28 protein-coding genes and 1 rRNA gene are annotated in these 23,458 nt (G+C 44.6%); 28 read left to right on the plus strand and 1 reads right to left on the minus strand.

The genetic code is table 11. The features are described 5' to 3' along the window. Positions 1 to 22 precede the first annotated feature (22 nt). From rrf to rsmI, 14 genes are all read left to right on the plus strand, one after another. Positions 23 to 138, plus strand: a 5S ribosomal RNA gene (rrf, locus tag ACWJJ5_RS18760). A gap of 174 nt (positions 139 to 312) precedes the next feature. Then, positions 313 to 507 (plus strand): sigma factor G inhibitor Gin, encoded by a 195-nt coding sequence (locus ACWJJ5_RS18765; RefSeq protein WP_004264749.1) that lies wholly within the window; start codon positions 313 to 315, stop codon positions 505 to 507. A 148-nt stretch (positions 508 to 655) separates the two neighbouring features. After that, entirely contained in the window at positions 656 to 1,270 is a 615-nt protein-coding gene (locus ACWJJ5_RS18770; protein WP_102422423.1) for a 5-bromo-4-chloroindolyl phosphate hydrolysis family protein, read from the plus strand. 15 nt (positions 1,271 to 1,285) lie between these two features. After that, a complete protein-coding gene (locus ACWJJ5_RS18775; protein WP_004264744.1) occupies positions 1,286 to 2,404 on the plus strand; it encodes a toxic anion resistance protein in 1,119 nt (372 codons plus the stop codon). Positions 2,405 to 2,481: 77 nt separating this feature from the next. Continuing rightward, complete coding sequence (locus ACWJJ5_RS18780; RefSeq protein ID WP_454022612.1) at positions 2,482 to 3,915, plus strand: aminotransferase class I/II-fold pyridoxal phosphate-dependent enzyme; 1,434 nt, start codon at positions 2,482 to 2,484, stop codon at positions 3,913 to 3,915. Then, entirely contained in the window at positions 3,912 to 4,550 is a 639-nt protein-coding gene (gene tmk, locus ACWJJ5_RS18785) for a dTMP kinase (RefSeq protein WP_102422420.1), read from the plus strand. The genes ACWJJ5_RS18780 and tmk overlap by 4 nt, the downstream gene beginning before the upstream one ends. Positions 4,551 to 4,620: 70 nt before the next feature. Beyond that, positions 4,621 to 4,950: a cyclic di-AMP receptor DarA gene (darA, locus tag ACWJJ5_RS18790; protein WP_004264734.1), complete on the plus strand. Its 330-nt coding sequence runs from the start codon at positions 4,621 to 4,623 to the stop codon at positions 4,948 to 4,950. A 12-nt stretch (positions 4,951 to 4,962) separates the two neighbouring features. Continuing rightward, complete coding sequence (locus ACWJJ5_RS18795) at positions 4,963 to 5,403, plus strand: YaaR family protein (RefSeq protein WP_004264730.1); 441 nt, start codon at positions 4,963 to 4,965, stop codon at positions 5,401 to 5,403. 11 nt (positions 5,404 to 5,414) lie between these two features. After that, a complete protein-coding gene (gene holB / locus ACWJJ5_RS18800; protein ID WP_070081258.1) occupies positions 5,415 to 6,404 on the plus strand; it encodes a DNA polymerase III subunit delta' in 990 nt (329 codons plus the stop codon). A gap of 2 nt (positions 6,405 to 6,406) precedes the next feature. Then, positions 6,407 to 7,234 carry a competence/sporulation regulator complex protein RicT gene (gene ricT, locus ACWJJ5_RS18805; protein ID WP_004264723.1) on the plus strand — a complete coding sequence of 276 codons (828 nt, stop codon included), beginning with the start codon at positions 6,407 to 6,409 and terminating at the stop codon, positions 7,232 to 7,234. A 14-nt stretch (positions 7,235 to 7,248) separates the two neighbouring features. Continuing rightward, complete coding sequence (yabA, locus tag ACWJJ5_RS18810; RefSeq protein ID WP_004264720.1) at positions 7,249 to 7,608, plus strand: replication initiation-control protein YabA; 360 nt, start codon at positions 7,249 to 7,251, stop codon at positions 7,606 to 7,608. A gap of 60 nt (positions 7,609 to 7,668) precedes the next feature. After that, entirely contained in the window at positions 7,669 to 8,412 is a 744-nt protein-coding gene (locus ACWJJ5_RS18815) for a tRNA1(Val) (adenine(37)-N6)-methyltransferase (RefSeq protein WP_004264717.1), read from the plus strand. Further along, entirely contained in the window at positions 8,399 to 8,698 is a 300-nt protein-coding gene (locus tag ACWJJ5_RS18820; RefSeq protein WP_004264714.1) for a GIY-YIG nuclease family protein, read from the plus strand. Before ACWJJ5_RS18815 ends, ACWJJ5_RS18820 begins: the two co-directional genes overlap by 14 nt. Then, complete coding sequence (rsmI, locus tag ACWJJ5_RS18825; protein ID WP_173613824.1) at positions 8,673 to 9,554, plus strand: 16S rRNA (cytidine(1402)-2'-O)-methyltransferase; 882 nt, start codon at positions 8,673 to 8,675, stop codon at positions 9,552 to 9,554. Before ACWJJ5_RS18820 ends, rsmI begins: the two co-directional genes overlap by 26 nt. A 49-nt stretch (positions 9,555 to 9,603) precedes the next feature. Here rsmI and abrB read toward each other — a convergent pair whose 3' ends face one another. Further along, positions 9,604 to 9,894, minus strand: a complete 291-nt coding sequence (gene abrB / locus ACWJJ5_RS18830; RefSeq protein ID WP_169510469.1) for a transition state genes transcriptional regulator AbrB — start codon at positions 9,892 to 9,894, stop codon at positions 9,604 to 9,606. A gap of 482 nt (positions 9,895 to 10,376) precedes the next feature. On the opposite strand from abrB, the gene metG reads away from it, so the two are divergent. From metG to ACWJJ5_RS18900, 14 genes are all read left to right on the plus strand, one after another. Continuing rightward, positions 10,377 to 12,368, plus strand: a complete 1,992-nt coding sequence (metG, locus tag ACWJJ5_RS18835) for a methionine--tRNA ligase (protein WP_025854082.1) — start codon at positions 10,377 to 10,379, stop codon at positions 12,366 to 12,368. Between the two features lie 75 nt (positions 12,369 to 12,443). Further along, on the plus strand, positions 12,444 to 13,211 hold the full coding sequence (locus tag ACWJJ5_RS18840; protein ID WP_032868379.1) for a TatD family hydrolase: 768 nt from the start codon (positions 12,444 to 12,446) through the stop codon (positions 13,209 to 13,211). Positions 13,212 to 13,345: 134 nt separating this feature from the next. After that, positions 13,346 to 14,671, plus strand: a complete 1,326-nt coding sequence (locus ACWJJ5_RS18845; protein WP_156736130.1) for a G5 and 3D domain-containing protein — start codon at positions 13,346 to 13,348, stop codon at positions 14,669 to 14,671. Positions 14,672 to 14,805: 134 nt separating this feature from the next. After that, positions 14,806 to 15,369, plus strand: a complete 564-nt coding sequence (rnmV, locus tag ACWJJ5_RS18850) for a ribonuclease M5 (RefSeq protein WP_004264696.1) — start codon at positions 14,806 to 14,808, stop codon at positions 15,367 to 15,369. Further along, positions 15,359 to 16,240, plus strand: coding sequence for a 16S rRNA (adenine(1518)-N(6)/adenine(1519)-N(6))-dimethyltransferase RsmA (gene rsmA / locus ACWJJ5_RS18855; RefSeq protein WP_454022613.1), 882 nt, complete (start codon positions 15,359 to 15,361; stop codon positions 16,238 to 16,240). Before rnmV ends, rsmA begins: the two co-directional genes overlap by 11 nt. Positions 16,241 to 16,412: 172 nt before the next feature. Then, positions 16,413 to 17,288: a sporulation peptidase YabG gene (yabG, locus tag ACWJJ5_RS18860; protein WP_070081260.1), complete on the plus strand. Its 876-nt coding sequence runs from the start codon at positions 16,413 to 16,415 to the stop codon at positions 17,286 to 17,288. 211 nt (positions 17,289 to 17,499) lie between these two features. Further along, a complete protein-coding gene (veg, locus tag ACWJJ5_RS18865) occupies positions 17,500 to 17,760 on the plus strand; it encodes a biofilm formation stimulator Veg (protein ID WP_003218330.1) in 261 nt (86 codons plus the stop codon). A gap of 162 nt (positions 17,761 to 17,922) precedes the next feature. Further along, the gene (locus ACWJJ5_RS18870) at positions 17,923 to 18,111 is read left to right on the plus strand and encodes a small, acid-soluble spore protein, alpha/beta type (protein ID WP_011996172.1); all 189 of its coding nucleotides are present in this window, start codon (positions 17,923 to 17,925) and stop codon (positions 18,109 to 18,111) included. Positions 18,112 to 18,254: 143 nt separating this feature from the next. Further along, a complete protein-coding gene (gene ispE / locus ACWJJ5_RS18875) occupies positions 18,255 to 19,124 on the plus strand; it encodes a 4-(cytidine 5'-diphospho)-2-C-methyl-D-erythritol kinase (RefSeq protein ID WP_004264668.1) in 870 nt (289 codons plus the stop codon). Positions 19,125 to 19,179: 55 nt separating this feature from the next. Then, entirely contained in the window at positions 19,180 to 20,037 is an 858-nt protein-coding gene (gene purR, locus ACWJJ5_RS18880; RefSeq protein WP_004264666.1) for a pur operon repressor, read from the plus strand. Further along, positions 20,034 to 20,414 (plus strand): 2-iminobutanoate/2-iminopropanoate deaminase, encoded by a 381-nt coding sequence (gene ridA / locus ACWJJ5_RS18885; RefSeq protein WP_004264663.1) that lies wholly within the window; start codon positions 20,034 to 20,036, stop codon positions 20,412 to 20,414. Before purR ends, ridA begins: the two co-directional genes overlap by 4 nt. Before the next feature lie 195 nt (positions 20,415 to 20,609). Continuing rightward, positions 20,610 to 20,903 (plus strand): septation regulator SpoVG, encoded by a 294-nt coding sequence (spoVG, locus tag ACWJJ5_RS18890; protein WP_004264660.1) that lies wholly within the window; start codon positions 20,610 to 20,612, stop codon positions 20,901 to 20,903. Positions 20,904 to 21,094: 191 nt separating this feature from the next. Next, on the plus strand, positions 21,095 to 22,465 hold the full coding sequence (gene glmU / locus ACWJJ5_RS18895; protein ID WP_070081261.1) for a bifunctional UDP-N-acetylglucosamine diphosphorylase/glucosamine-1-phosphate N-acetyltransferase GlmU: 1,371 nt from the start codon (positions 21,095 to 21,097) through the stop codon (positions 22,463 to 22,465). 21 nt (positions 22,466 to 22,486) lie between these two features. After that, positions 22,487 to 23,440, plus strand: a complete 954-nt coding sequence (locus tag ACWJJ5_RS18900) for a ribose-phosphate diphosphokinase (RefSeq protein ID WP_004264656.1) — start codon at positions 22,487 to 22,489, stop codon at positions 23,438 to 23,440. Positions 23,441 to 23,458: the final 18 nt, after the last annotated feature.

Below are 23,458 nucleotides of genomic sequence, written 5' to 3' on the forward strand. Positions count from 1 at the left end.
TTTGAGAGAACACTCTCAATGGTTTGGTGGCGATAGCGAAGAGGTCACACCCGTTCCCATGCCGAACACGGAAGTTAAGCTCTTCAGCGCCGATGGTAGTCGGGGGTTTCCCCCTGTGAGAGTAGGACGCCGCCAAGCTATTATTACGGTAAAGGCAGCTCATCATGAGCTGCCTTTTTTGTTTTTGAATAAAAACAAAACAAACACCGAAATACGGGAACGCCCATATACTAATTGCAAACTTCAAAAAGATCCAAATTGTGTATACAATCAACAGCTTAAGGGAAGGCTATTCATACGGAGGTGGGCAAAATGAATGAAACGTCCGGCCATGAAGAAACATGTATTGTGTGTGAAACCAAGAAAAGCAGGGGAATCCATATTTATACGAAATTTATATGTTTAGAGTGTGAGAAGAAAGTAGTTTCCACTCCGACCTCTGATCCGAATTATGAATTTTTCGTTCGTAAACTGAAAAGCCTTCATACACCGACGTTATATTCTTAACCCTGAAAAGGGTCTTTTTTTTGCCTGAAATCAGAGGAGTTTTTTCACTTTTTATAAAAGAACTGATACGATAAGAAGAGGAACTTGTTTAGACATGGAATGTAATAGATAATACTGATAAAAGTGAATAAATAGGAGTCGATCACGTATGAAACCGTTTATTCAATATATGAAATGGACGTTTTGCGGCAGCGCAGTTTTTGTATTAGCGGGGATAACCTTCTTTACGATAGGGCATCAGCCTTTTCTGTATTCGCTTTTATACGGGGCAGCCGGCGGAGCCGCAGTCAGTGCGTCCGGCTTGTGGAATGCGAAGCGTCTCTTTTTAAAAAAACACCGGCTGACAAGAAAAGAATATGCTTATATCAAGGAAAATCTTGAGGAAGCAAAGGGTAAAATCATCCGATTACGCAGGGCGCTTTTTCGCTCTAAAAGTATACAAATGCTGAAGCAGAATGCAGAGATACTGCGGATAACCCGACGAATATATCTGCTCACCAAGCAGGAGCCGAAGCGTTTTTATCAGGCAGAGCGTTTCTATTATCAAACGCTTGATTCTGTTGTGGAACTGACGGAAAAGTATGCTTTGCTCTCATCACAGCCGCGAAAAAATAAAGATTTATCAATGTCCTTGAGTGAGACGAGGATGACTCTGGCGGAGCTTTCCAGAAGGCTGGAAGAGGATCTTCATGAACTGATGAAGGAGGACATCGACGACCTGCACTTTGAATTAGATATGGCAAAGCATTCACTGAGAAAATAAGAAAGGAAGAAGGAAATGGCCAAAGACCGTTCCGACGACAGTATGGGCGCCCAAAATGACCAGACTCATCTAAAGCTTGCAGATACGCTGCCGGAAGAAAAAAGAGAAGCGGCACTTCAGCTCGCTGAAAAACTGGACCCTGGGAACATGCAAAGCATTGTTCTGTTTGGTTCACAGGCGCAGGCGAATCTTCTGGAATTTTCCCACACGATGATAGAGCACGTGCAAAGAAAAGATGCAGGAGAGATGGGACAGATATTGGCTGATCTGATGCTGAAGCTTGACCAGGTAAACCCCGATGATCTGCAGGTAAAGAACAAAGGATTTTTCGCCCGGCTGTTTAAAAGGGTATCCGGATCTGTGCAGGAAGTGCTTTCGAAATATCAAAAGACAAGTGTGCAGATTGACCGTATCAGCAGAAGGCTGGAACATTCTAAAAATGTGCTGTTGAGTGACAATAAATGGTTAGATCAGCTGTACGCCCAAAATAAACAATACTTTTCTGATTTAACTATGTATATAGCAGCGGGTGAATTAAAATTAGATGAGCTGAAAACAAAGCTTATTCCCGAAGCGGCAAGAAAAGCCGAATTACGAGAACACAATCAAATGGCCGCGCAGGAAGTGAATGATCTTCGCCAGTTTGCCGACCGTCTGGATAAGAGGGTGCATGATCTGCTGCTGAGCAGGCAGATTACGCTTCAGAGTGCGCCGCAAATCCGTCTGATTCAAAACACGAATCAGGCACTGGCAGAGAAAATTCAGTCCTCCATTGTTACGGCTATTCCTTTATGGAAGAATCAAGTCGCCATCGCGCTGACGCTTATGAGGCAGCGGAGTGCGGCAGATGTGCAGCAGAAGGCGGCGGATACGACAAATCAATTGCTGCTGAAAAACGCCGAACTTCTGAAAACAAGCACAGTCGAGACGGCCAAAGCCAATGAGCGCGGGCTTGTTGAGGCAGACACCCTCAAAAAAGTGCAGGAAAGCTTAGTCAGCACACTTGAAGAAATCATGTCTATTCAAGAAGAAGGCAGGATGAAACGCAGGCGTGCCGAGGAGGAGCTTGTTATCATGGAGGGCGATTTAAAAAAGAAACTGCTTGATATGAAGTCCGGCCGGGATAATGGCTAGATGGCAAAAAGTCTTAGCTTTAAGTTGGCTCGCAGGCACGATATAATAAGAAAGACAGGCAAAGGATTTGTTTAAAAATGGACACACCTTTATATACAGCGCTGATGAAGCATGCGCACCGAAATACGTATTCTTTTCATGTTCCGGGACATCACAATGGAGATGTCTTTTTTGATGAAGCCAAATCTGTATATCAATCTCTTTTATCTATTGATATGACTGAGATCACGGGTCTTGATGACTTGCATCACCCGACGGGGGTCATTAAGGAAGCGCAGGATTTGGTGAGCAGATTGTACGGCTCTCAGGAAAGCTTCTTTCTCGTCAATGGAACGACCGCCGGCAATCTGGCGATGATTTTAGCTGTTTGTGAACCGGGTGAACCCATTCTGATCCAGCGTAATTGTCACAAGTCTGTTTTCCATGCGGTGGCATTGGCCGGAGCCAAGCCGGTTTATTTGGCGCCGGAAATCGATGAAAACATGCATGTGCCGGCACATGTATCTCTTTCAGTCATCGAAAAAGCGCTGGCGTCATATCCGAACGCGAAAGGACTTGTTTTGACCAATCCGACTTACTACGGACACGCCGCCGATTTGACTGCGGCAGTTAAAAAAGCCCATTCATACGGTGTTCCTGTACTGGTGGATGAGGCTCATGGGGCTCACTTTGTGTTAGGCCAGCCTTTCCCGCCTTCATCATTGGCTATGGGGGCGGACGCTGTTGTTCAATCGGCTCACAAAACGCTTCCGGCTATGACGATGGGATCTTACTTTCATTTAAACAGCACCCTAATTGACAGAGATCGATTAGCTTATTATGTAAGCAGTTTGCAAAGCAGCAGCCCGTCATACCCGATTATGGCATCTTTAGATACGGCGCGTGCTTATGTGCAGGATATTGCTGAAAAAGGGACACTTCCCGTCCATATGGAGCACATTGAGAAAATCAAACGAAGGTTCGCATCAATTTCTTCTATTGAAATAATCGAGCCTTCCGGATATGGGCTGTGGGCGGACCCGTTAAAATTAATACTTCGGTCAAAGCTCGGACATTCCGGCTATTCATTACAACGCATTTTGGAGAGTGAAGGCATTGTTGCCGAGCTGGCTGACGAGTACCAAGTATTGCTCGTACTGCCGATAGGCGGCCGGCGGATGATAGAACAGGCAGCCGTAAGAAACATACAGCAGAAACTGGAGAATACACCGCCCGATAAATTGCCGGATGCCGTGAATTGGACATTTCCGTCCATTTCGACACTTGAATATCCGCAAAATGAGATGCGGAAGTTTACAAAAGAGCCTGCAGATATAAATAAGGCGGCCGGGCGCTTGCATGCGGGGAACATTATTCCTTATCCGCCGGGAATTCCGCTGATCATGGACGGCGAACGGATAACAGAAGAGATCGTACAGAAGCTTTCCCGTTTAATCGGCATGGACGCGCATATTCAAGGCTTGTTAAACGGGGAACAATTACTTGTCTATATAGAAGAGGAGAAATCATGAGCGGTTTATTTATAACATTTGAAGGTCCTGAAGGTGCAGGGAAAACGACTGTGCTTCAGGAACTGAAAGAGATTCTGTCGGCAGAGGGGCTCCCGGTGACAGCGACAAGAGAACCGGGCGGCATCGACATTGCGGAACAGATCAGAGAAGTGATCTTAAATAAAAACAATACACTGATGGATGCAAAAACGGAGGCGCTGCTTTACGCCGCGGCGAGAAGACAGCATTTAACCGAAAAGGTGCAGCCTGCATTGAAAGAAGGGCGCATTGTGCTGTGTGATCGTTTCATCGACAGTTCGCTGGCTTATCAAGGCTATGCGAGAGGGCTCGGCATTGATGAAGTTCTTTCTATCAACCAGTTTGCAATCGGCGATACGATGCCTGATGTCACCATCTATTTTTCTATTGAGCCTGAAGAAGGGTTGAAACGGATTACGTCGAATGATTCAAGAGAAAAGAATCGTCTCGATCTTGAGGCCCTGCACTTTCACACGAAAGTACGGGAAGGATACCAAAAGGTTATGCAGCGTTTTCCGGAAAGATTCCATACAATCGACGCATCGAAAAAGAAGGAACTCGTCATTCAGGACGTACTTCAAGTGATAAATGAAGCATTGAAAAAAATTCAGTTGTGACCTGTTTCTCATAAGTTGCTATAATGAATGTAACGACAATGTTCTTTCCAACCTAAAGGGGGCCTAGAGAATGAAATTAATAGTGGCAGTGGTGCAGGATCAGGACAGCAACAGGCTTTTGAAAGTATTAACCGACCACAACTTCAGGGTGACGAAGCTTGCGACAACAGGCGGATTCCTTAAATCAGGCAATACGACGTTTATGATCGGGGTGGAAGATATCCGTGTCGATAAAGCGCTCAGCCTCATTAAAGAGAATGGCTGTAAACGTGATCAGATGATTGCCCCGGTATCCCCGATGGGCGGGAATGCGGATTCCTACGTTCCATATCCCGTCGAAGTGGAAGTCGGCGGAGCGACGGTCTTTGTCCTCCCGGTCGATGAATTTCATCAATTTTAAGGATTTGACGACGTGAAAATAAATTCTGACTTACGTACATTTATTGAGAAAAAGCAGCAACCTGCTTATAAAGCGGCAGAGCTTTCCGGAACGTTTAAAAGTTCAATGGACAGCCAAAGCAGCAAGCTGAAATTTGATCAGCTGAGCAGGTTCTTAACGGATATAGAAACGTTCGGGAAAAGGCTGACGAAGTCGAGAAACTTCAAAGACTTAGCGAAATTCAAAGGATTGGTAAAACGTTTTGTAAAAGAGGCCGTAGACAGCGGATTATCGCATGAGACGGAGAAAAGCTTTGACCTGTACGGCAGCAGCCGGACCCTGGGGCTTGTGAAAGAAATAGATGAAAAACTGCTTCAGCTGACGGAAGAAATGTTAGATCAGGAAAAACCGGCAATTGATTTGCTGGATCGAATCGGAGAAATAAAAGGTTTATTGATTAACCTTTACACATAGAGAGTGATACAATGGCAATATCATGGAAGGAAATGACCGGGCAGCAGCCCAGAGTGATGAGGCTTTTGCATAACAGCATTGAAAAGAAAAGGCTTTCTCACGCATATCTGTTTGAAGGCAAAAAAGGTACGGGCAAATTGGATGCCGCACTGCTTCTCGCAAAAAGCTTTTTTTGCCTTGAAGGCGGGACTGAGCCTTGCGGAGAGTGCCGGAACTGTAAGCGTATCGAATCCGGAAACCATCCCGACCTGCATGTGGTTCAGCCCGACGGATTATCCATTAAAAAGGCTCAGATCCAATCGCTTCAGGAAGAGTTTTCTAAAACAGGACTGGAATCGCATAAAAAGCTGTACATTATATCCCATGCGGATCAAATGACGAAAAATGCGGCAAACAGTCTGCTGAAGTTTTTAGAGGAGCCGAGTCAAGACACCATCGCAATTCTGCTTACTGAGCAGCTCCACCGAATACTGGATACCATCGTTTCGAGATGTCAGGTTCTTCCGTTCCAGCCGCTTCAGCCGAAAGCCATAGAAGAAAGACTGATTGAACAGGAAGTGAGCCCTCACATGGCCCGGCTCTTAGCAAATATGACAAATAATATTGCGGAAGCAGTCGAATTAAGTCGAAATGATGAGTTTGCAGAGTCCAGAGCGAAAGTGATAAAATTGTATGAAGTCTTACATCAGCGGAAAGGACATGCCTTTTTCTTCATTCAGGATCAGTGGGTGCCCTTTTTCAAAGAAAAAACCCATCAAGAAATGGGTCTTGATATGCTCTTATTGATATACCGTGATGTATTATCCATCCAAATTGGAAATGAAGATAAACTGATTTATCAAGACTTATTCCAATCAATAAAACAGCATGCGCTGCAATTTACACAACAAAGCGTTACGAACCAAATTCTCGCTGTTTTAGAAGCAAAAAAACGGCTTCATTCCAATGTGAATGTGCAGGGATTAATGGAGCACTTGGTGTTAACGTTGCAGGAGGGATAAGCTTGTACAACGTAATAGGCGTCCGCTTTAAAAAAGCGGGGAAAATTTATTATTTTGATCCGAACGGATTTGATATAGAACAAGACAGCTGCGTCATTGTTGAAACCGTAAGAGGTGTCGAATACGGGCAGGTTGTCATCGCAAATAAACAAGTGGACGAGCATGATGTTGTGCTTCCGCTTCGAAAGGTCATTCGCGTTGCTGATGAACGCGATCTTCTCATTGTAGAAGAAAACAAACAGGAGGCCCTGTCCGCTTTTGAAGTCTGTCAGAAAAAAGTGGCTGACCACGGCTTAGATATGAAGCTGGTTGATGTTGAATTTACGTTTGACCGCAATAAAGTCATTTTTTACTTTACGGCAGACGGACGGGTTGATTTCAGGGAATTGGTCAAAGACTTGGCTTCTATCTTTAAAACGAGAATCGAATTGCGCCAAATCGGGGTAAGGGACGAGGCGAAAATGCTCGGCGGTATCGGACCATGCGGGAGAATGCTTTGCTGCTCCACGTTCCTCGGTGATTTTGAACCGGTGTCCATCAAAATGGCGAAGGATCAAAATTTATCGTTGAACCCAACGAAGATTTCCGGTCTGTGCGGCCGTTTGATGTGCTGTTTGAAGTACGAAAATGATGAGTATGAGACGGCAAAAGAACAGCTGCCGGATTTAGGCGAAATGATTACGACGGCAAACGGCCCCGCAAAGGTTGTCGGTCTTAATATTCTGGAACGGGTGCTTCAGGTGGAACTGAAGAATCGTGAAAAAGTGATAGAATATACTTGGGAAGAGCTCTTGGAAGAGGGCGTCGTATCCGCACAAACCACAGATTAACGAGGTGTGGAACCTTGGATAAAAAAGAGTTATTTGATACTGTCATAAACCTGGAGGAACAAATCGGTTCGCTGTACCGTCAGCTGGGTGACTTAAAGCAGCATATCGGCGAAATGATTGAAGAGAATCACCATCTTCAGCTTGAAAATAAGCATTTGCGTAAGCGGCTTGATGACACGACGGAGCAAATTGAGAAATTCAAAGCCGATCAGAAAGAAACAAAAACACAGAAGGCAGAGCAGAGTGATATAGGAGAAGGGTACGACAATCTGGCCCGGCTGTATCAAGAAGGCTTTCATATTTGCAACGTCCATTATGGGAGCGTCCGCAAGGGAGATTGCCTTTTTTGTCTGTCCTTCTTAAATAAAAAATAAGGAAAAGGCTTCCGCTGATGTCGGAAGCCTTTTTCAAAGAGTGCCGAAAGGAATAAGATTATGGTTTCATTACGTGATGATGAAAGATTGGATTACTTATTAGCAGAGGATATGAAAATAGTACAGAGTCCGACGGTTTTCGCTTTTTCATTAGATGCCGTGCTGCTGTCTAAGTTTGCATACGTTCCGATTCAAAAGGGGAACATCGTTGATTTATGCACGGGGAACGGCATTGTGCCGCTTTTGCTCAGCACAAGGTCAAAAGCCGATATCACCGGGGTTGAAATTCAGGAACGCTTGTATGATATGGCGCTCCGAAGCGTGGAATACAACGGGCTGGGCGGTCAGATCAGTCTCATTCATGATGATCTGAAAAATATGCCGGAAAGACTCGGACATAATAAATATGATGTTGTCACCTGCAATCCGCCTTATTTTAAAACACCGAAAGAGGCGGAGCAGAACCTGAACGAGCATCTCAGAATCGCAAGGCACGAAATCCTTTGCACGCTTGAAGATGTGATTTCCGTCAGCAGCAAACTGCTGAAGCAAGGCGGAAAAGCGGCTCTCGTTCATCGGCCGGGGAGGCTTCTGGAAATCTTTGAATTAATGAAAGCATACCGAATAGAACCGAAACGGGTTCAGTTTATTTATCCGAAACAAGGTAAAGAAGCGAATACCATTTTGGTTGAAGGAATTAAAGGCGGCCGCCCTGATCTCAAAATTCTTCCCCCGCTCTTTGTATACAATGAACAAAATGAATATACGAAAGAGATCCGCACGATTTTATATGGAGACAAATAGCCATTTCTTTTATGTGCTGCTGTGCAATGACAACAGTCTGTATGCCGGTTATACAAATGATCTGCAAAAACGGCTGAAAACCCACAATGAGGGAAAGGGCGCGAAATATACAAGGGCGAGAAGGCCGGTTTCGTTATGCCATGCGGAATCATTTGAAACAAAACGGGAAGCGATGCAGGCGGAATACCGTTTTAAGCAGCTGACCCGAAAGAAAAAAGAGCAATATATAGAAGAAAAACGACGCAGCAAGGAGGCTGTATATGTTAAGACGTCAGATGAGTTTTAACGGAAAATCTGAAATGGGAACTCTGTACCTTGTTCCTACACCGATCGGCAATTTGGAGGACATGACCTTTCGTGCAGTAGAGACGCTGAAATCGGCCGATGTCATAGCTGCCGAAGATACGAGACAGACGAAAAAGCTGTGCCATGTTTATGACATAGAAACATCTCTCATCAGCTATCATGAACATAATAAAGAAAGCAGCGGCCATAAAATCATTGAATGGCTGAAAAGCGGAAAGAATGTGGCATTGGTCAGTGATGCCGGTATGCCGACAATTTCCGACCCGGGGGCTGAGATTGTGAGAGATTTCACCCAAATCGGAGGATATGTCGTTCCGCTTCCGGGTGCAAATGCGGCATTAACCGCGCTGACCGCATCAGGGATCACCCCGCAGCCGTTTTTCTTCTACGGATTCTTAAACAGACAGAAAAAAGAAAAGAAGAAAGAACTCGAACTCCTGAAAAAACGGCAGGAAACGATGATATTTTACGAAGCGCCGCACAGATTAAAAGAAACATTAACAGCAATGCATGACGTTTTGGGGAATCGAACCATCGCCGTCACGAGGGAATTAACGAAAAAGTATGAGGAATTCATCAGAGGAACCATCGTCGAGGTGCTTGAATGGGCAAATGAAGATCAAATCCGCGGTGAGTTTTGTCTCGTTGTCGAAGGCAATCAAGGCGCTGAACCGGATGAAGAGGAAAAGCCTTGGTGGGCGGAGCTTTCTGAGAAAGAACATGTGGAGCATTACATAAATGAAGGATCTTCTTCCAAACAGGCCATAAAACAAACAGCGGTAGATCGGGACGTGCCGAAACGCGAGATTTATGATGCTTATCACATTCAATCATAAAAAAAACCGTTCTTGTGTCATAACAAGAACGGTTTTTGTATGAAATAGCTTATTTTTGGTTTTGAAGCTGGTTTTGAATTTCAGAGATGATTTGCTCAGCGCCTTCTTTGCTGAGTACCAATTTGCCGCCGGCAAGTTTAAGGTTATCATCAGAAACTTCACCAGTTACTTGGCAAGTCATGTTTGGTTTATATTTTTTAAGGATGATTTTTTCATCATCAACATAAATTTCAAGAGCGTCTTTTTCTGCGATGCCCAGTGTACGGCGAAGTTCGATAGGGATAACGACGCGTCCAAGTTCATCAACTTTACGTACGATACCAGTAGATTTCATTAACAGTCTCCTCCCGAGAGATAATTATTTGTAGTTTATATTTTTCTTCGTCATTATTCGACAAAATTCCTTACATTCCTAGCATAACAAGGTTTCCAATAATCGTCAATCTTTTTGTTTGCTATTGTTTGTAAGAATTAGTTCTTATAGTAAGTAAAGCCTTGGAAATCCTGAAATAACAGGCTTTTTGACTGCTTTTTCGAACCTATTATCCTACTGAAAATCCTTTTAAATCAAGACTTTCGAACCAAGATGTTTTATATTAGTAGATTATATACGACAAATTTCGACATGTTAAGACTTTTTTTAATTTCAATAAAAATTTTTAATTTTATTTACTCTTTTACACGCAGTACGTATATATCCTTGATCTTAAAGGCTAAGATGGTATCATAGATAGAGGACAAATATCAATATTGTATATCAAATAAAACCGCTCTCGTCCTTTGGGCGTGAGCTTTTCGACATTCTGAATGGGAGGTTGCAACATGCCGCAAGACAATAATACTTTTTATATTACGACCCCGATATATTATCCGAGCGGAAAATTACATATCGGCCATGCTTATACTACCGTGGCCGGCGATGCGATGGCGCGTTACAAAAGATTAAAAGGATTTGACGTACGCTACTTAACCGGAACGGATGAGCACGGACAGAAAATCCAGCAGAAAGCGGAGGAAGAGAATATCACGCCTCAAGCTTATGTGGATCGCGCAGTTGCTGAAATCCAAAAGCTATGGAAGCAGCTCGACATTTCTCACGATGATTTCATCCGGACGACGGAAAGCCGGCACAAAGAAATTATCGAGAAAGTGTTTCAAAAACTTCTTGATAATGGTGACATTTACCTGGATGAGTATGAGGGCTGGTACAGCATCCCTGATGAAACATTCTATACGGAAACACAGCTGGTGGATGTGGAACGAAATGAGAAGGGTGAGGTTGTCGGCGGAAAAAGCCCTGACAGCGGCCACCCGGTCGAATTAATCAAAGAGGAGTCATACTTCTTCCGCATGAGCAAATATGCAGACCGCCTGCTGAAGTTTTATGAGGACAATCCTTCTTTCATCCAGCCTGAATCACGCAAAAATGAAATGATTAACAACTTCATTAAACCGGGGCTTGAAGATTTGGCCGTTTCCAGAACGACGTTCGACTGGGGCGTAAAAGTGCCGGGAAATCCGAAGCATGTCGTATATGTATGGATTGACGCACTGTTCAACTATATTACAGCGCTCGGTTACGATACGGAAAATGATGAGCTTTACAAAAAGTACTGGCCGGCTGACGTCCACCTTGTCGGTAAAGAAATTGTCCGTTTTCATACCATTTACTGGCCGATTATGCTGATGGCGCTTGATCTCCCGCTGCCTAAGCAAGTATTCGCGCATGGCTGGTTATTGATGAAAGACGGAAAAATGTCGAAATCAAAAGGAAATGTCGTTGATCCGGTAACGTTAATTGAACGCTACGGCTTGGATGAACTTCGTTATTACCTGCTTCGCGAAGTACCGTTCGGTTCAGACGGTGTCTTTACGCCGGAAGGTTTCGTAGAACGGATTAATTATGACTTGGCGAACGACTTAGGAAACCTTCTGAATCGTACAGTCGCAATGATCCAAAAATATTTTGACGGCGAAATTGGTTCATATGAAGGAAATGTGACCGATTTTGATTCAGAGCTTTCTTCTGTAGCCGGTGAAACGGTTAAAGCTTATGAAAAGGCAATGGAAAACATGGAGTTTTCAGTCGCTTTATCAACGCTATGGCAATTAATCAGCCGTACGAACAAATATATTGATGAAACTGCTCCGTGGGTGCTTGCTAAAGATCAGGAAAAAGAAAAAGAATTACGTTCTGTCATGTATCATTTAGCTGAATCATTGCGTATTACGGCCGTATTGCTCCAGCCTTTCTTGACACAGACGCCTGAAAAAATGTTTGCCCAGCTCGGAGTTGAGGATCAGTCTCTTAAAGCATGGGACAGCATTCAGACATTCGGCCAATTGAAGAACGCGAAAGTGAAAAAAGGGGAACCGCTTTTCCCTCGTCTTGAAGCTGAAGAAGAAGTAGCTTATATCAAGCAAAAAATGCAAGGAACTGCTCCTGCTAAAGAAGAAAAGGCGGAAGAGCCGCAAGAAGCAGAGCGTCTTCCTGAAATTACGTTTGATCAATTTATGGATACAGAACTTCGCGTCGCAGAAGTCTTGTCCGCAGAGCCGGTGAAAAAAGCAGATCGGCTGCTGAAATTGCAAATTGATCTGGGCTTTGAACAGCGCCAAGTTGTATCAGGTATCGCGAAGCATTACACACCGGATCAGCTTGTGGGAATGAAGATCATTTGTGTAACGAATTTAAAACCGGTAAAACTGAGAGGCGAGCTTTCTCAAGGAATGATACTGGCAGGAGAATCGGACGGCGTTCTCAAAGTTGTAGCTGTCGACCAGTCATTACCGAAAGGCACTCGAATTAAATAATAGGGGCAAAAGGTGTTTCACGTGTAACATTCCGTCGAACACCTTTTGTTTTTCAACAAGAAAGGAGTTTTTATGATGCTTTTTGATACACATGCGCACTTAAATGCCGAGCAATTTGACACAGACTTAGAGGAAGTCATTGCGCGTGCAAAGGCTGAAAAAGTTGAACGAATCGTCGTTGTCGGGTTCGACAAACCCACTATCACGCGTGCGATGGAGCTGATTGAGGAATATGACTTTATATACGCTGCGATCGGCTGGCATCCGGTAGACGCAATTGACATGACAGAGGAAGATTTATCATGGATTAAGGAACTGTCCTCTCACGAAAAAGTCGTGGCAATCGGAGAGATGGGCCTTGATTACCACTGGGATAAATCACCAAAAGACATTCAGAAAGAAGTATTTCGGAAACAAATCGCTCTCGCCAAAGAAGTGAACCTTCCAATTATCATTCATAATCGTGATGCAACGGAAGATGTTGTCACAATTTTGAAAGAAGAGGGAGCGGAAGAAGTCGGCGGCATTATGCACTGCTTTACAGGGAGCGCGGAGGTTGCGCGGCAGTGTATGGATATGAATTTCTATATTTCATTCGGCGGACCGGTTACCTTCAAAAACGCGAAGAAACCAAAAGAAGTAGCAAAGGAAATTCCGAATGACCGTTTGCTGATTGAAACGGACTGTCCTTTCCTGACACCGCATCCTTTCCGCGGCAAACGAAATGAGCCAAGCTACGTAAAATATGTTGCTGAACAGCTCGCTGAATTAAAAGGGCTGACATATGAAGAAATTGCCTCAATTACAACCGAAAACGCAAAAAGACTTTTCCGCATGAACTGACAGAATGCGCTGTCATAACGTGTAAAAGCTTGTCCGATTCAGTGGATATGTATAACGGTTCTACAAGCTTCCTTCTCCTCATAAGATAGGTTGTCGATATGTCTCTCTTCCTTTTTTTGCTTTGTTTTTGCATAATGAGGGATACGCTGAAGGTTTTTCATCTTCGAGATGGGAGGGTTGACAGCATTTTAGATACTCTATATAATCTCTCCGAGGAGAAGGAGGCGTTTTTCATCACACAAAAAATGAAAAAACTGTTTTCCGTAAAGCTTGGTAAAAGCAAGGTTATTCTTATTGCAGCTATTATTCTGCTGGGCGGAACCGGGACTGCATACGGGGCACATGAGCTCTCAAAACAATCAGTTTCTGTTTCCATCAACGGCAAGAAAAAGCAAATACGCACTCATGCAAAAACGGTTGGGGAACTTCTGGAAGATTTACATATAGAGACGAGAAATGAAGACCGGATTACCCCGTCTAAGCAGACAGCATTGGCAGACAACATGAATGTCGTGTATGATGCTGCAAAGCAGATCCGTGTGACAAGAGGCGGAGAAGAAAAGACTTTATGGTCAACGGCAAAAACAGTCGGCGCATTTCTGAACGAACAGCATACACCTGTGAATCAGCACGATAAAATAGATCCAGCAGCAGATACGAAAGTGACAAACGGCATGAAAGTCACGGTCGACCCGGCTTTTCAGGTCACTGTAAATGATGCGGGAAAGAAAAAGAAAATATGGACGACTTCGACTACGGTCGCTGACTTTTTAACGCAGCATAAGATGGACATGAAAGACGAAGATAAAGTAAAACCGGCATTACACGAAAAGCTCACAAAAAATCAGGCCGGCATACAAATCACTCGTATCGAAAAAGTCACCGATGTAGTTGAGGAAAAAATAGCGTATCAAGTGAAAGAAAAAGAAGATGCGTCTCTCGACAGCGGGAAAGAAAAGATCGTTCAAAAAGGAAAAGAAGGCAAACTTAAAAAGCATTTTCATGTTGTCAAAGAAAACGGAAAAGAAGTATCAAGAAAGCTTGTCAAAGAAGAAACATCTGAAAAAAGCAAAGATCAGATCATTGCGGTCGGCACAAAGCGGCACAGTCCCAAGATTGAGCAGCTCAGTGCACCTGTGAAAGCATCTTCGGACGAAAACGGATCTTCCGGTAAAGTGATTACCGTGTCTTCCACGGCTTATACCGCAAGCTGCAGCGGCTGTTCCGGCCAAACGGCTACAGGCGTTAACCTGACAAGCAATCCGAATGCCAAAGTCATTGCGGTAGACCCAAGCGTCATCCCGCTCGGCACAAGAGTCCACGTAGACGGATACGGGGATGCCGTGGCCGCTGATACAGGCTCAGCCATTAAAGGAAGACGGATTGATGTCTTTTTCCCTGAAAAATCTTCAGCTTACCGCTGGGGAAAAAAACAGGTCAAAATAAAAATCTTAAATTAATTCCGATTCATTCAGAGGGTTTTGCGCCCTCTGTTTTTTTCGTTATAATAGGTAAAGTGTATTTTCAGTATATTAGACGTGACATGCAAGCAAAGGTTTCGTTTTGGATATAAAAAGTTTTTTTGGAGGAAGTAATGAAAATTAAAGAAATTATTGTAGTCGAGGGACGCGATGACACTGCGCGCATAAAACTTGCCGTTGATGCGGATACGATCGAGACAAACGGTTCCGCAATCGGAGACGAAGTCATCAGGCAGATTCGGCTGGCGCAGGAGACGAGAGGGGTCATCGTGCTGACGGACCCGGATTTTCCGGGGGAGAAGATCCGGAAAACCATTTCTGAAGCAGTACCCGGCTGTAAACACGCATTTCTGCCCAAACATCTTGCCAAACCGAAAAACAAGCGCGGCATTGGCGTTGAGCACGCATCCATTGAAAGCATCAGAGCATGTCTGGAAAATGTGCATGAAGAGATGGAGGCAAAGCCGAGTGAGATTTCAGCTGAAGATGTCATACAGGCCGGTCTGATCGGCGGACCGGCTGCCAAAAGACGCCGCGAACGATTGGGCGACCTGCTGAAGATCGGCTATACAAACGGCAAGCAGCTTCAAAAACGGCTGCAAATGTTTCAAATCAAAAGAAGTGATTTTATTGATGCGCTCGATGCTATGAGGCAGGAGGAACAGGATGAACAATAAAGATATCGCGACACCTATCAGAACGAAGGAAATTCTGAAAAAGTACGGTTTCTCTTTTAAAAAGAGTCTGGGACAGAATTTCTTAATTGATATAAATATATTGGACAGAATTGTGGACCATGCGGAAATTACGGATCGGACCGGAGTCATTGAAATCGGGCCCGGAATCGGCGCGCTGACAGAGCAGCTTGCCAAACGGGCGAAAAAGGTCGTCGCGTTTGAAATTGATCAGCGCCTGCTGCCCATTCTCAATGATACGCTGTCTCCATATGGCAATGTAACGATCATTCATCAAGATGTGCTGAAAGCAGACGTCAAATCCGTCATTGAAGAGCAGTTTCAGGATTGTGATGAAATTATGGTGACGGCGAATCTCCCATATTATGTGACGACGCCGATCATCATGAAGCTTTTGGAAGAACATCTTCCGTTAAAAGGAATTGTCGTGATGCTGCAAAAAGAGGTCGCTGAGCGGATGGCGGCTGATCCTTCCTCTAAGGAGTACGGATCGCTTTCCATTGCGGTTCAGTTCTATACGGAGGCCAAAACCGTCATGACCGTCCCGAAAACGGTGTTTGTGCCTCAGCCTAATGTCGATTCCGCCGTCATCCGTCTCTTGCTTCGTGACGGCCCGGCGGTTGACGTCGATAATGAACCGTTTTTCTTCCAGCTGATTAAAGCAAGCTTCGCACAGCGCCGGAAAACCTTGCTGAACAACCTTGTGAACAATCTTCCGGGCGGAAAAGAGAAAAAAGCTCAAATTGAAGAAGTTCTTCAAGAAACGAATATTGACGGAAAGCGGCGCGGTGAATCCCTGTCCATAGAAGAATTCGCGCTCTTGTCCAACGGATTGCATAAAGCCCTTTTCTAAGAGGGCTTTTTGTTTTGCGTCACCACTTGGACTGCCGCTACATAGGCTAGAGGAGAACCTTATTCATTCAACTGCAAGAAAAGCTTGAAACATCAAGCGCCGCAGCGGAAAGAGGTGCATTTGCCAAGACTTCTTTCATGATGAGGCTTAGTCTATTTGTGGAGTGGGTAACGTGCAATTTCAAATAGGAGATATGGTAGCCAGGAAATCCTATCAAATGGATGTTTTATTTCGCATTATCGGTATAGAGCAAACAAGCAACGGAAATTCAATTGCCATCCTGCATGGTGACGAAGTCAGATTGATTGCGGATGCTGATTTTTCTGATTTGGAGCCTGTGAGAAAAGACGAACAGGCCATGAGAAAGAAAAGAGATGAAAGCAGGATGAATGAATCTCTCGAGCTGCTCCGCCAGGATTATAAGCTGCTTCGGGAAAAACAGGAATATTATGCGACAAATCAATATCAGCATCAGGAGCACTACTTTCATATGCCCGGAAAGGTATTGCATCTGGACGGCGATGAGGCCTATTTGAAAAAGTGCCTGAACTTTTATGAAAAAATCGGTGTGCCGGTATACGGAATTCATTGCCATGAGAAAAAAATGCCGGCGTCAATTGACGAGCTGCTTGATAAATACAGGCCGGATATTTTAGTCATCACCGGCCATGATGCATATTCCAAGCATAAGGGAGACGTGAACGATTTAAGCGCCTACAGGCATTCCAAACACTTTGTCGAAACCGTTCAGAGAGCGAGGCGTAAAGTCCCTCATTTGGATCAGCTGGTCATATTCGCGGGGGCGTGCCAATCTCATTTTGAGTCTTTAATCAGAGCGGGCGCGAATTTCGCAAGTTCGCCGTCACGCGTCAATATTCATGCGCTTGACCCGGTATATATTGTCGCGAAAATCAGCTTCACTCCGTTTATGGAGCGGATCAATGTATGGGATGTCCTGAGAAATACGCTGACGAGAGAGAAAGGGCTGGGAGGAATTGAAACGAAGGGTGTGCTGCGTGTCGGTATGCCGTATAAATCAAATGGATGAGTGATAAAACCCGCATATATTTCGCTATGCGGGTTAATTATTTTACATATTGATACATAAATTTCCGGAACTTGTGAAAAATAACGCAGAAATCAATAGAATTTTGTCAAAATAATTTTGTTGACAATGACTTATTAACGTTGATATAATTTAAATTTTATTTGACAAAATTGGGCTCTTGTTGTACAATAAATGTAGTGAGGTGGATGCAATGGCGAAGACGTTGTCCGATATAAAAAGATCGCTTGATGGGAATTTAGGTAAACGGCTTACGTTAAAAGCAAACGGCGGCCGCCGAAAAACGATTGAGCGTTCGGGCATTTTAGCTGAGACGTACCCTTCTGTTTTTGTGATACAACTAGATCAAGACGAGAATTCGTTTGAAAGAGTTTCATACAGTTATGCTGATATTCTGACTGAGACTGTTGAATTGACATTCAATGACGATGCGGCAAGCTCAGTAGCATTTTAATGGGCAGTGAACCTTTTGTTTACTGCTTTTTGTTTTGCCTTCTAAAGCTCTTCTAATTATTCCCTCGAAAGTTTCAGCCGATTAAACGGAAGCTATAGGTGTCACATGTTTTATCGTGGCGTGCACGAATGGTGATCAATTCTATAAAAGGGGTTGTTTCGTTTGGGCAGACGTCGTGGAGTTATGTCAGATGAGTTCAAATATGAGCTGGCGAAGGACCTTGGTTTTTACGATACGGTGAAAAACGAGGGCTGGGGAGGCATTCGGGCGCGTGACGCCGGGAATATGGTAAAGCGTGCGATCGAGATTGCCGAACAGCAGATGGCGGCTCAGAACCAAAATAACCGATAATGCAGTGGCCCGGGGGACAATCCGTTCCCCGGTTTTTTCTATCGGCTGTCAAAACCGGCGTCAATTTCGGATAAGTACCTCCGGGTCTCCAAATGTGATACAATATTCATACTTATGTTTAGATGGAGAAGTAGGTGAAAGCTATGCGTATTTTAGAAAAAGCGCCGGCCAAAATCAATCTGTCCCTCGATGTGACGAGTAAACGCCCGGATGGTTATCACGAAGTGGAGATGATCATGACGACAATTGATTTGGCAGATCGGATTGAACTGACAGAACTGCCCGAAAACGTTATCAGAGTGGCGTCGCATAATCGCTTTGTTCCGGATGATCAAAGGAATCTGGCTTATCAGGCAGCCAAACTGCTTAAAGAACGGTTTCAAGTCAAAAAAGGCGTTTCGATTATGATTACAAAGGTGATCCCTGTAGCGGCAGGGCTTGCCGGCGGAAGCAGCGATGCGGCAGCCACGCTCAGAGGGCTGAACAGACTTTGGGATTTAAAGCTTTCTGTCGAAGAGCTTGCAGAGCTTGGAGCTGAAATCGGTTCAGACGTGTCCTTCTGTGTATACGGAGGCACTGCCCTGGCAACCGGACGCGGTGAGAAGATCAGGCACATCAGTGCTCCGCCTCATTGCTGGGTCATGCTCGCCAAACCGACGATCGGGGTATCGACTGCCGAAGTGTACCGCCGGCTGAACTTACAGCAGGTTCGGCATCCTGATGTGCAGGCGATGATTGACGCGATTGAAGAAAAAAGCTTCCAAAAGGTATGCGGACAATTAGGGAACGTATTGGAGTCGGTTACGCTCAGCCTCCATCCCGAGGTGGCGATGATTAAAAATCAAATGAAACGCTTCGGCGCTGATGCGGTGTTAATGAGCGGAAGCGGACCGACTGTATTCGGTTTGGTTCAATACGAATCAAAGGTGCAGCGGATTTATAACGGGTTAAGAGGTTTCTGTGATCAAGTGTACGCGGTGCGGATGATCGGCGAACAGAATGCTCTTGATTAAATCCGTATGTTAAGTTATATTATTTTTAAATTATTCGGATTTTGGGGGTAAGTTCATGAAGTTTCGTCGCAGCGGCAGATTGGTGGACTTAACAAATTATTTGTTAACCCATCCGCATGAATTAATACCGTTAACGTTTTTCTCAGAACGGTATCAATCAGCAAAGTCATCAATCAGTGAAGATTTAACGATTATTAAACAGACCTTTGAACAGCAAGGCATTGGGACGCTGCTTACAGTGCCGGGAGCTGCCGGAGGCGTCAAATACATTCCGAAAGTGAAACAGGCTGAAGCAGAAGCGTTTATACAGGAGCTGGGACAGTCTTTAGTAAATCCTGAGCGTATCCTTCCGGGCGGTTATGTATATTTAACGGATATCTTAGGAAAACCATCTGTCCTCTCTCATGTAGGCAGGCTTTTTGCTTCCGTTTTTGCGGAGCGGGAGATTGATGTGGTGATGACCGTTGCGACAAAAGGAATCCCTCTTGCTTACGCAGCGGCCAGTTATCTGAACGTTCCGGTTGTCATCGTGCGAAAGGACAATAAAGTGACTGAAGGCTCCACGGTGAGCATCAATTATGTATCAGGGTCGTCTAACCGCATTCAAACAATGTCGCTTGCGAAAAGAAGTTTGGCTACGGGTTCGAACGTTTTGATTATTGACGACTTTATGAAAGCCGGCGGCACCATTAACGGCATGATCAGCCTGCTTGATGAGTTTAATGCAAACGTCGCGGGAATAGGCGTCTTGGTTGAAGCCGAGGGAGTGAATGAACGGCTTGTCGATGAATACATGTCACTGCTCACGCTTTCAACCATCAATATGAAAGACAAAACGATTGAGATTCAAAACGGCAATTTTCTGCGATTTTTTAAAGAACAGCATTTAAAGAATGGGGAGACAGAAAAATGACAAAAGCAATCCATACGAAACACGCGCCGGCAGCGATCGGGCCATATTCACAGGGAATCATCGTAAACAACATGTTTTACAGCTCAGGCCAGATTCCTCTTACTGCTGAAGGAGAAATGGTAAACGGTGATATCACAGAACAAACGCATCAGGTGTTCAGCAATTTAAAAGCTGTGCTGAAAGAAGCGGGCGCTTCTCTCGAGACGGTTGTCAAAGCCACGGTATTTATTGCTGATATGGAGCAGTTTGCGGAAGTGAATGAAGTGTACGGACAATACTTTGATGTACATAAGCCGGCAAGGTCTTGTGTGGAAGTGGCGAGACTGCCGAAAGACGCTCTCGTGGAAATTGAAGTCATTGCGCTGGTAAAATCTTAAATCTCAGAAAAGTGGTTCCGGTCTCCGGGATCACTTTTTTTATGCAGTATATGATCCCCAAATATGGTTTATCACCTAATTGTGTATGTATATCCTATATTTTCAAAAAAACTTTTTGAAACGTGCAGGAATTTAAAAAGAATCGTGGAATTGTTAGACTAATGCTTTTATATAGGGAAAAGGTGGTGAACTACTGTGGAAGTTACTGACGTAAGATTACGCCGCGTGAATACCGATGGTCGCATGAGAGCGATTGCATCCATCACGCTGGATCACGAATTTGTCGTACATGATATTCGTGTGATTGATGGAAACAATGGTCTTTTCGTTGCGATGCCGAGTAAACGCACCCCTGATGGAGAATTCCGCGATATTGCTCATCCTATTAATTCCAGCACGCGGGGCAAGATCCAGGATGCTGTTTTAAATGAGTATCATCGTTTGGGTGATTCTGAAGCATTAGAATATGAAGAAGCCGGGGCTTCTTAAACATAACAAATTGTAAGGACTGCTGATAAAGGCTGACACAAGGCCTTTTCCGGCAGTCCTTTTTTAAATCTGATTTTTCAGTAATAAAGCGATTACATAGAAAATTCTTGCACTTTTTGATGTCTTCTTGAAATCAACAGCTATTTAGGATATATTTTTCTATGGATAAAAGGGATATTGGAGGCCATTAAATGGATAAGCGGTTTGCAGTGATTTTAGCTGCCGGAAAAGGAACGAGAATGAAATCGAAGCTTTATAAGGTCCTTCATCCGGTATGCGGAAAGCCTATGGTAGAGCACGTCGCAGACGAAGCTCTGAAATTATCTTTAGCGAAGCTTGTCACCATCGTAGGACACGGCGCCGAAGATGTGAAGAAGCAGCTCGGACAGAAAAGCGATTACGCTCTCCAAGCAGAACAGCTCGGTACGGCTCATGCGGTCAAGCAGGCAAAACCATTTCTTCACGGAGAAAAGGGTGTCACGATCGTTATTTGCGGCGATACACCGCTTCTGACGGCGGAGACGATGGAAGCCATGCTGAATGAACATACAGACAAAGGTGCAAAAGCCACGGTGTTAACGGCCGTTGCCGACGATCCCGCCGGATACGGAAGAATCATCCGCAGTGAAGACGGCGCCGTTCAAAAAATCGTGGAGCACAAGGATGCTTCGGAGCAAGAACGTCTTGTGAAAGAAATCAACACGGGAACGTACTGTTTTGATAACGAGGCTCTTTTTCGTGTCATCGAACAGGTTTCGAATGAAAATGCCCAAGGCGAGTATTATCTGCCGGATGTGATCGAAATCCTCAAAGACGAAGGCGAAACTGTTGCCGCTTACCAGACTGGTAACTTCCAAGAGACGCTCGGAGTGAATGATAGAGTCGCTCTTTCTCAGGCTGAAATGTATATGAAAGAGCGAATTAACAAACGGCATATGCAGAACGGAGTCACTTTAATCGATCCGATGAATACGTACATCTCACCTGATGCGCGCATCGGACAAGATACAGTTATTTATCCCGGAACTGTGTTAAAGGGACAAGCTGAAATCGGCGATGAATGTGTCATCGGCCCTCACACTGAGATAGAGGACAGTTCAATCGGCAGCCGCACCGTGATTAAACAATCCGTTGTCAACCGCAGCAAAGTTGGGAATGATGTAAATATCGGTCCTTTTGCTCACATCAGACCCGATTCCGCAATCGGCAATGAAGTGAAGATCGGAAACTTTGTTGAAATTAAGAAAACAAAATTCGGCGACCGAAGCAAAGCATCTCATTTAAGCTATATCGGTGATGCCGAAGTGGGCACGGATGTGAATCTGGGCTGCGGCTCCATCACGGTCAATTATGATGGGAAGAAAAAATATTTAACCAAGATTGAAGACGGCGCTTTTATAGGCTGCAACTCCAATCTGGTCGCACCTGTCACAGTGGGAGAAGGCGCGTACGTCGCTGCGGGTTCAACCGTAACTGAAGATGTGCCGGGCGAAGCGCTTGCCATTGCCAGAGCAAGACAAGTAAATAAAGAAGATTATGTGAAAAATATTCATAAAAAATAATCCTAAAATCGGAGGTTTACCATGTCTAACGAATACGGAGATAAGAATTTAAAGATTTTTTCTTTGAATTCAAATCCAGAACTTGCAAAAGAAATCGCGGATAATGTAGGGGTTCAATTAGGAAAGTGCTCTGTTACAAGATTCAGTGACGGAGAGGTCCAGATCAACATAGAAGAAAGTATTCGCGGCTGTGATTGCTATATCATTCAGTCTACAAGTGCGCCGGTTAATGAGCACATTATGGAATTGCTGATTATGGTTGACGCTCTAAAGCGCGCTTCCGCGAAAACAATCAACATTGTGATTCCGTACTACGGTTATGCGCGCCAGGACAGAAAAGCAAGATCACGTGAACCGATTACGGCAAAACTTTTTGCAAACCTGCTTGAAACAGCGGGTGCCACACGCGTGATTGCGCTTGATTTACACGCGCCGCAAATTCAAGGTTTCTTTGATATTCCGATTGACCACTTAATGGGTGTTCCGATTTTAGGCCATTACTTTGAAGGTAAAGACTTGAAAGATATCGTTATTGTTTCTCCTGACCACGGCGGTGTGACGCGCGCCCGCAAACTTGCGGACCGTCTGAAAGCGCCGATCGCGATTATCGACAAACGCCGTCCTAGACCGAATGAGGTGGAAGTGATGAACATCGTCGGTAACGTGGAAGGAAAAACAGCGATTCTGATCGATGATATTATTGATACGGCCGGCACAATCACACTTGCCGCTAACGCGCTGGTTGAAAACGGAGCTGCAGAAGTGTATGCATGCTGTACGCACCCTGTACTGTCAGGCCCTGCCGTTGAGCGGATCAATAACTCTAAAATCAAGGAGCTTGTCGTAACGAACAGCATTAAGCTTCCTGATGAGAAAAAAATCGACCGCTTTAAGCAGCTTTCTGTCGGACCGCTTCTGGCTGAAGCGATTATCCGCGTTCACGAGAAACAATCTGTCAGCTATTTATTCAGCTAAACCGAAACTTTAAGGTTT

It is taken from the genome of Bacillus sp. JK74 (genome assembly GCF_053663395.1).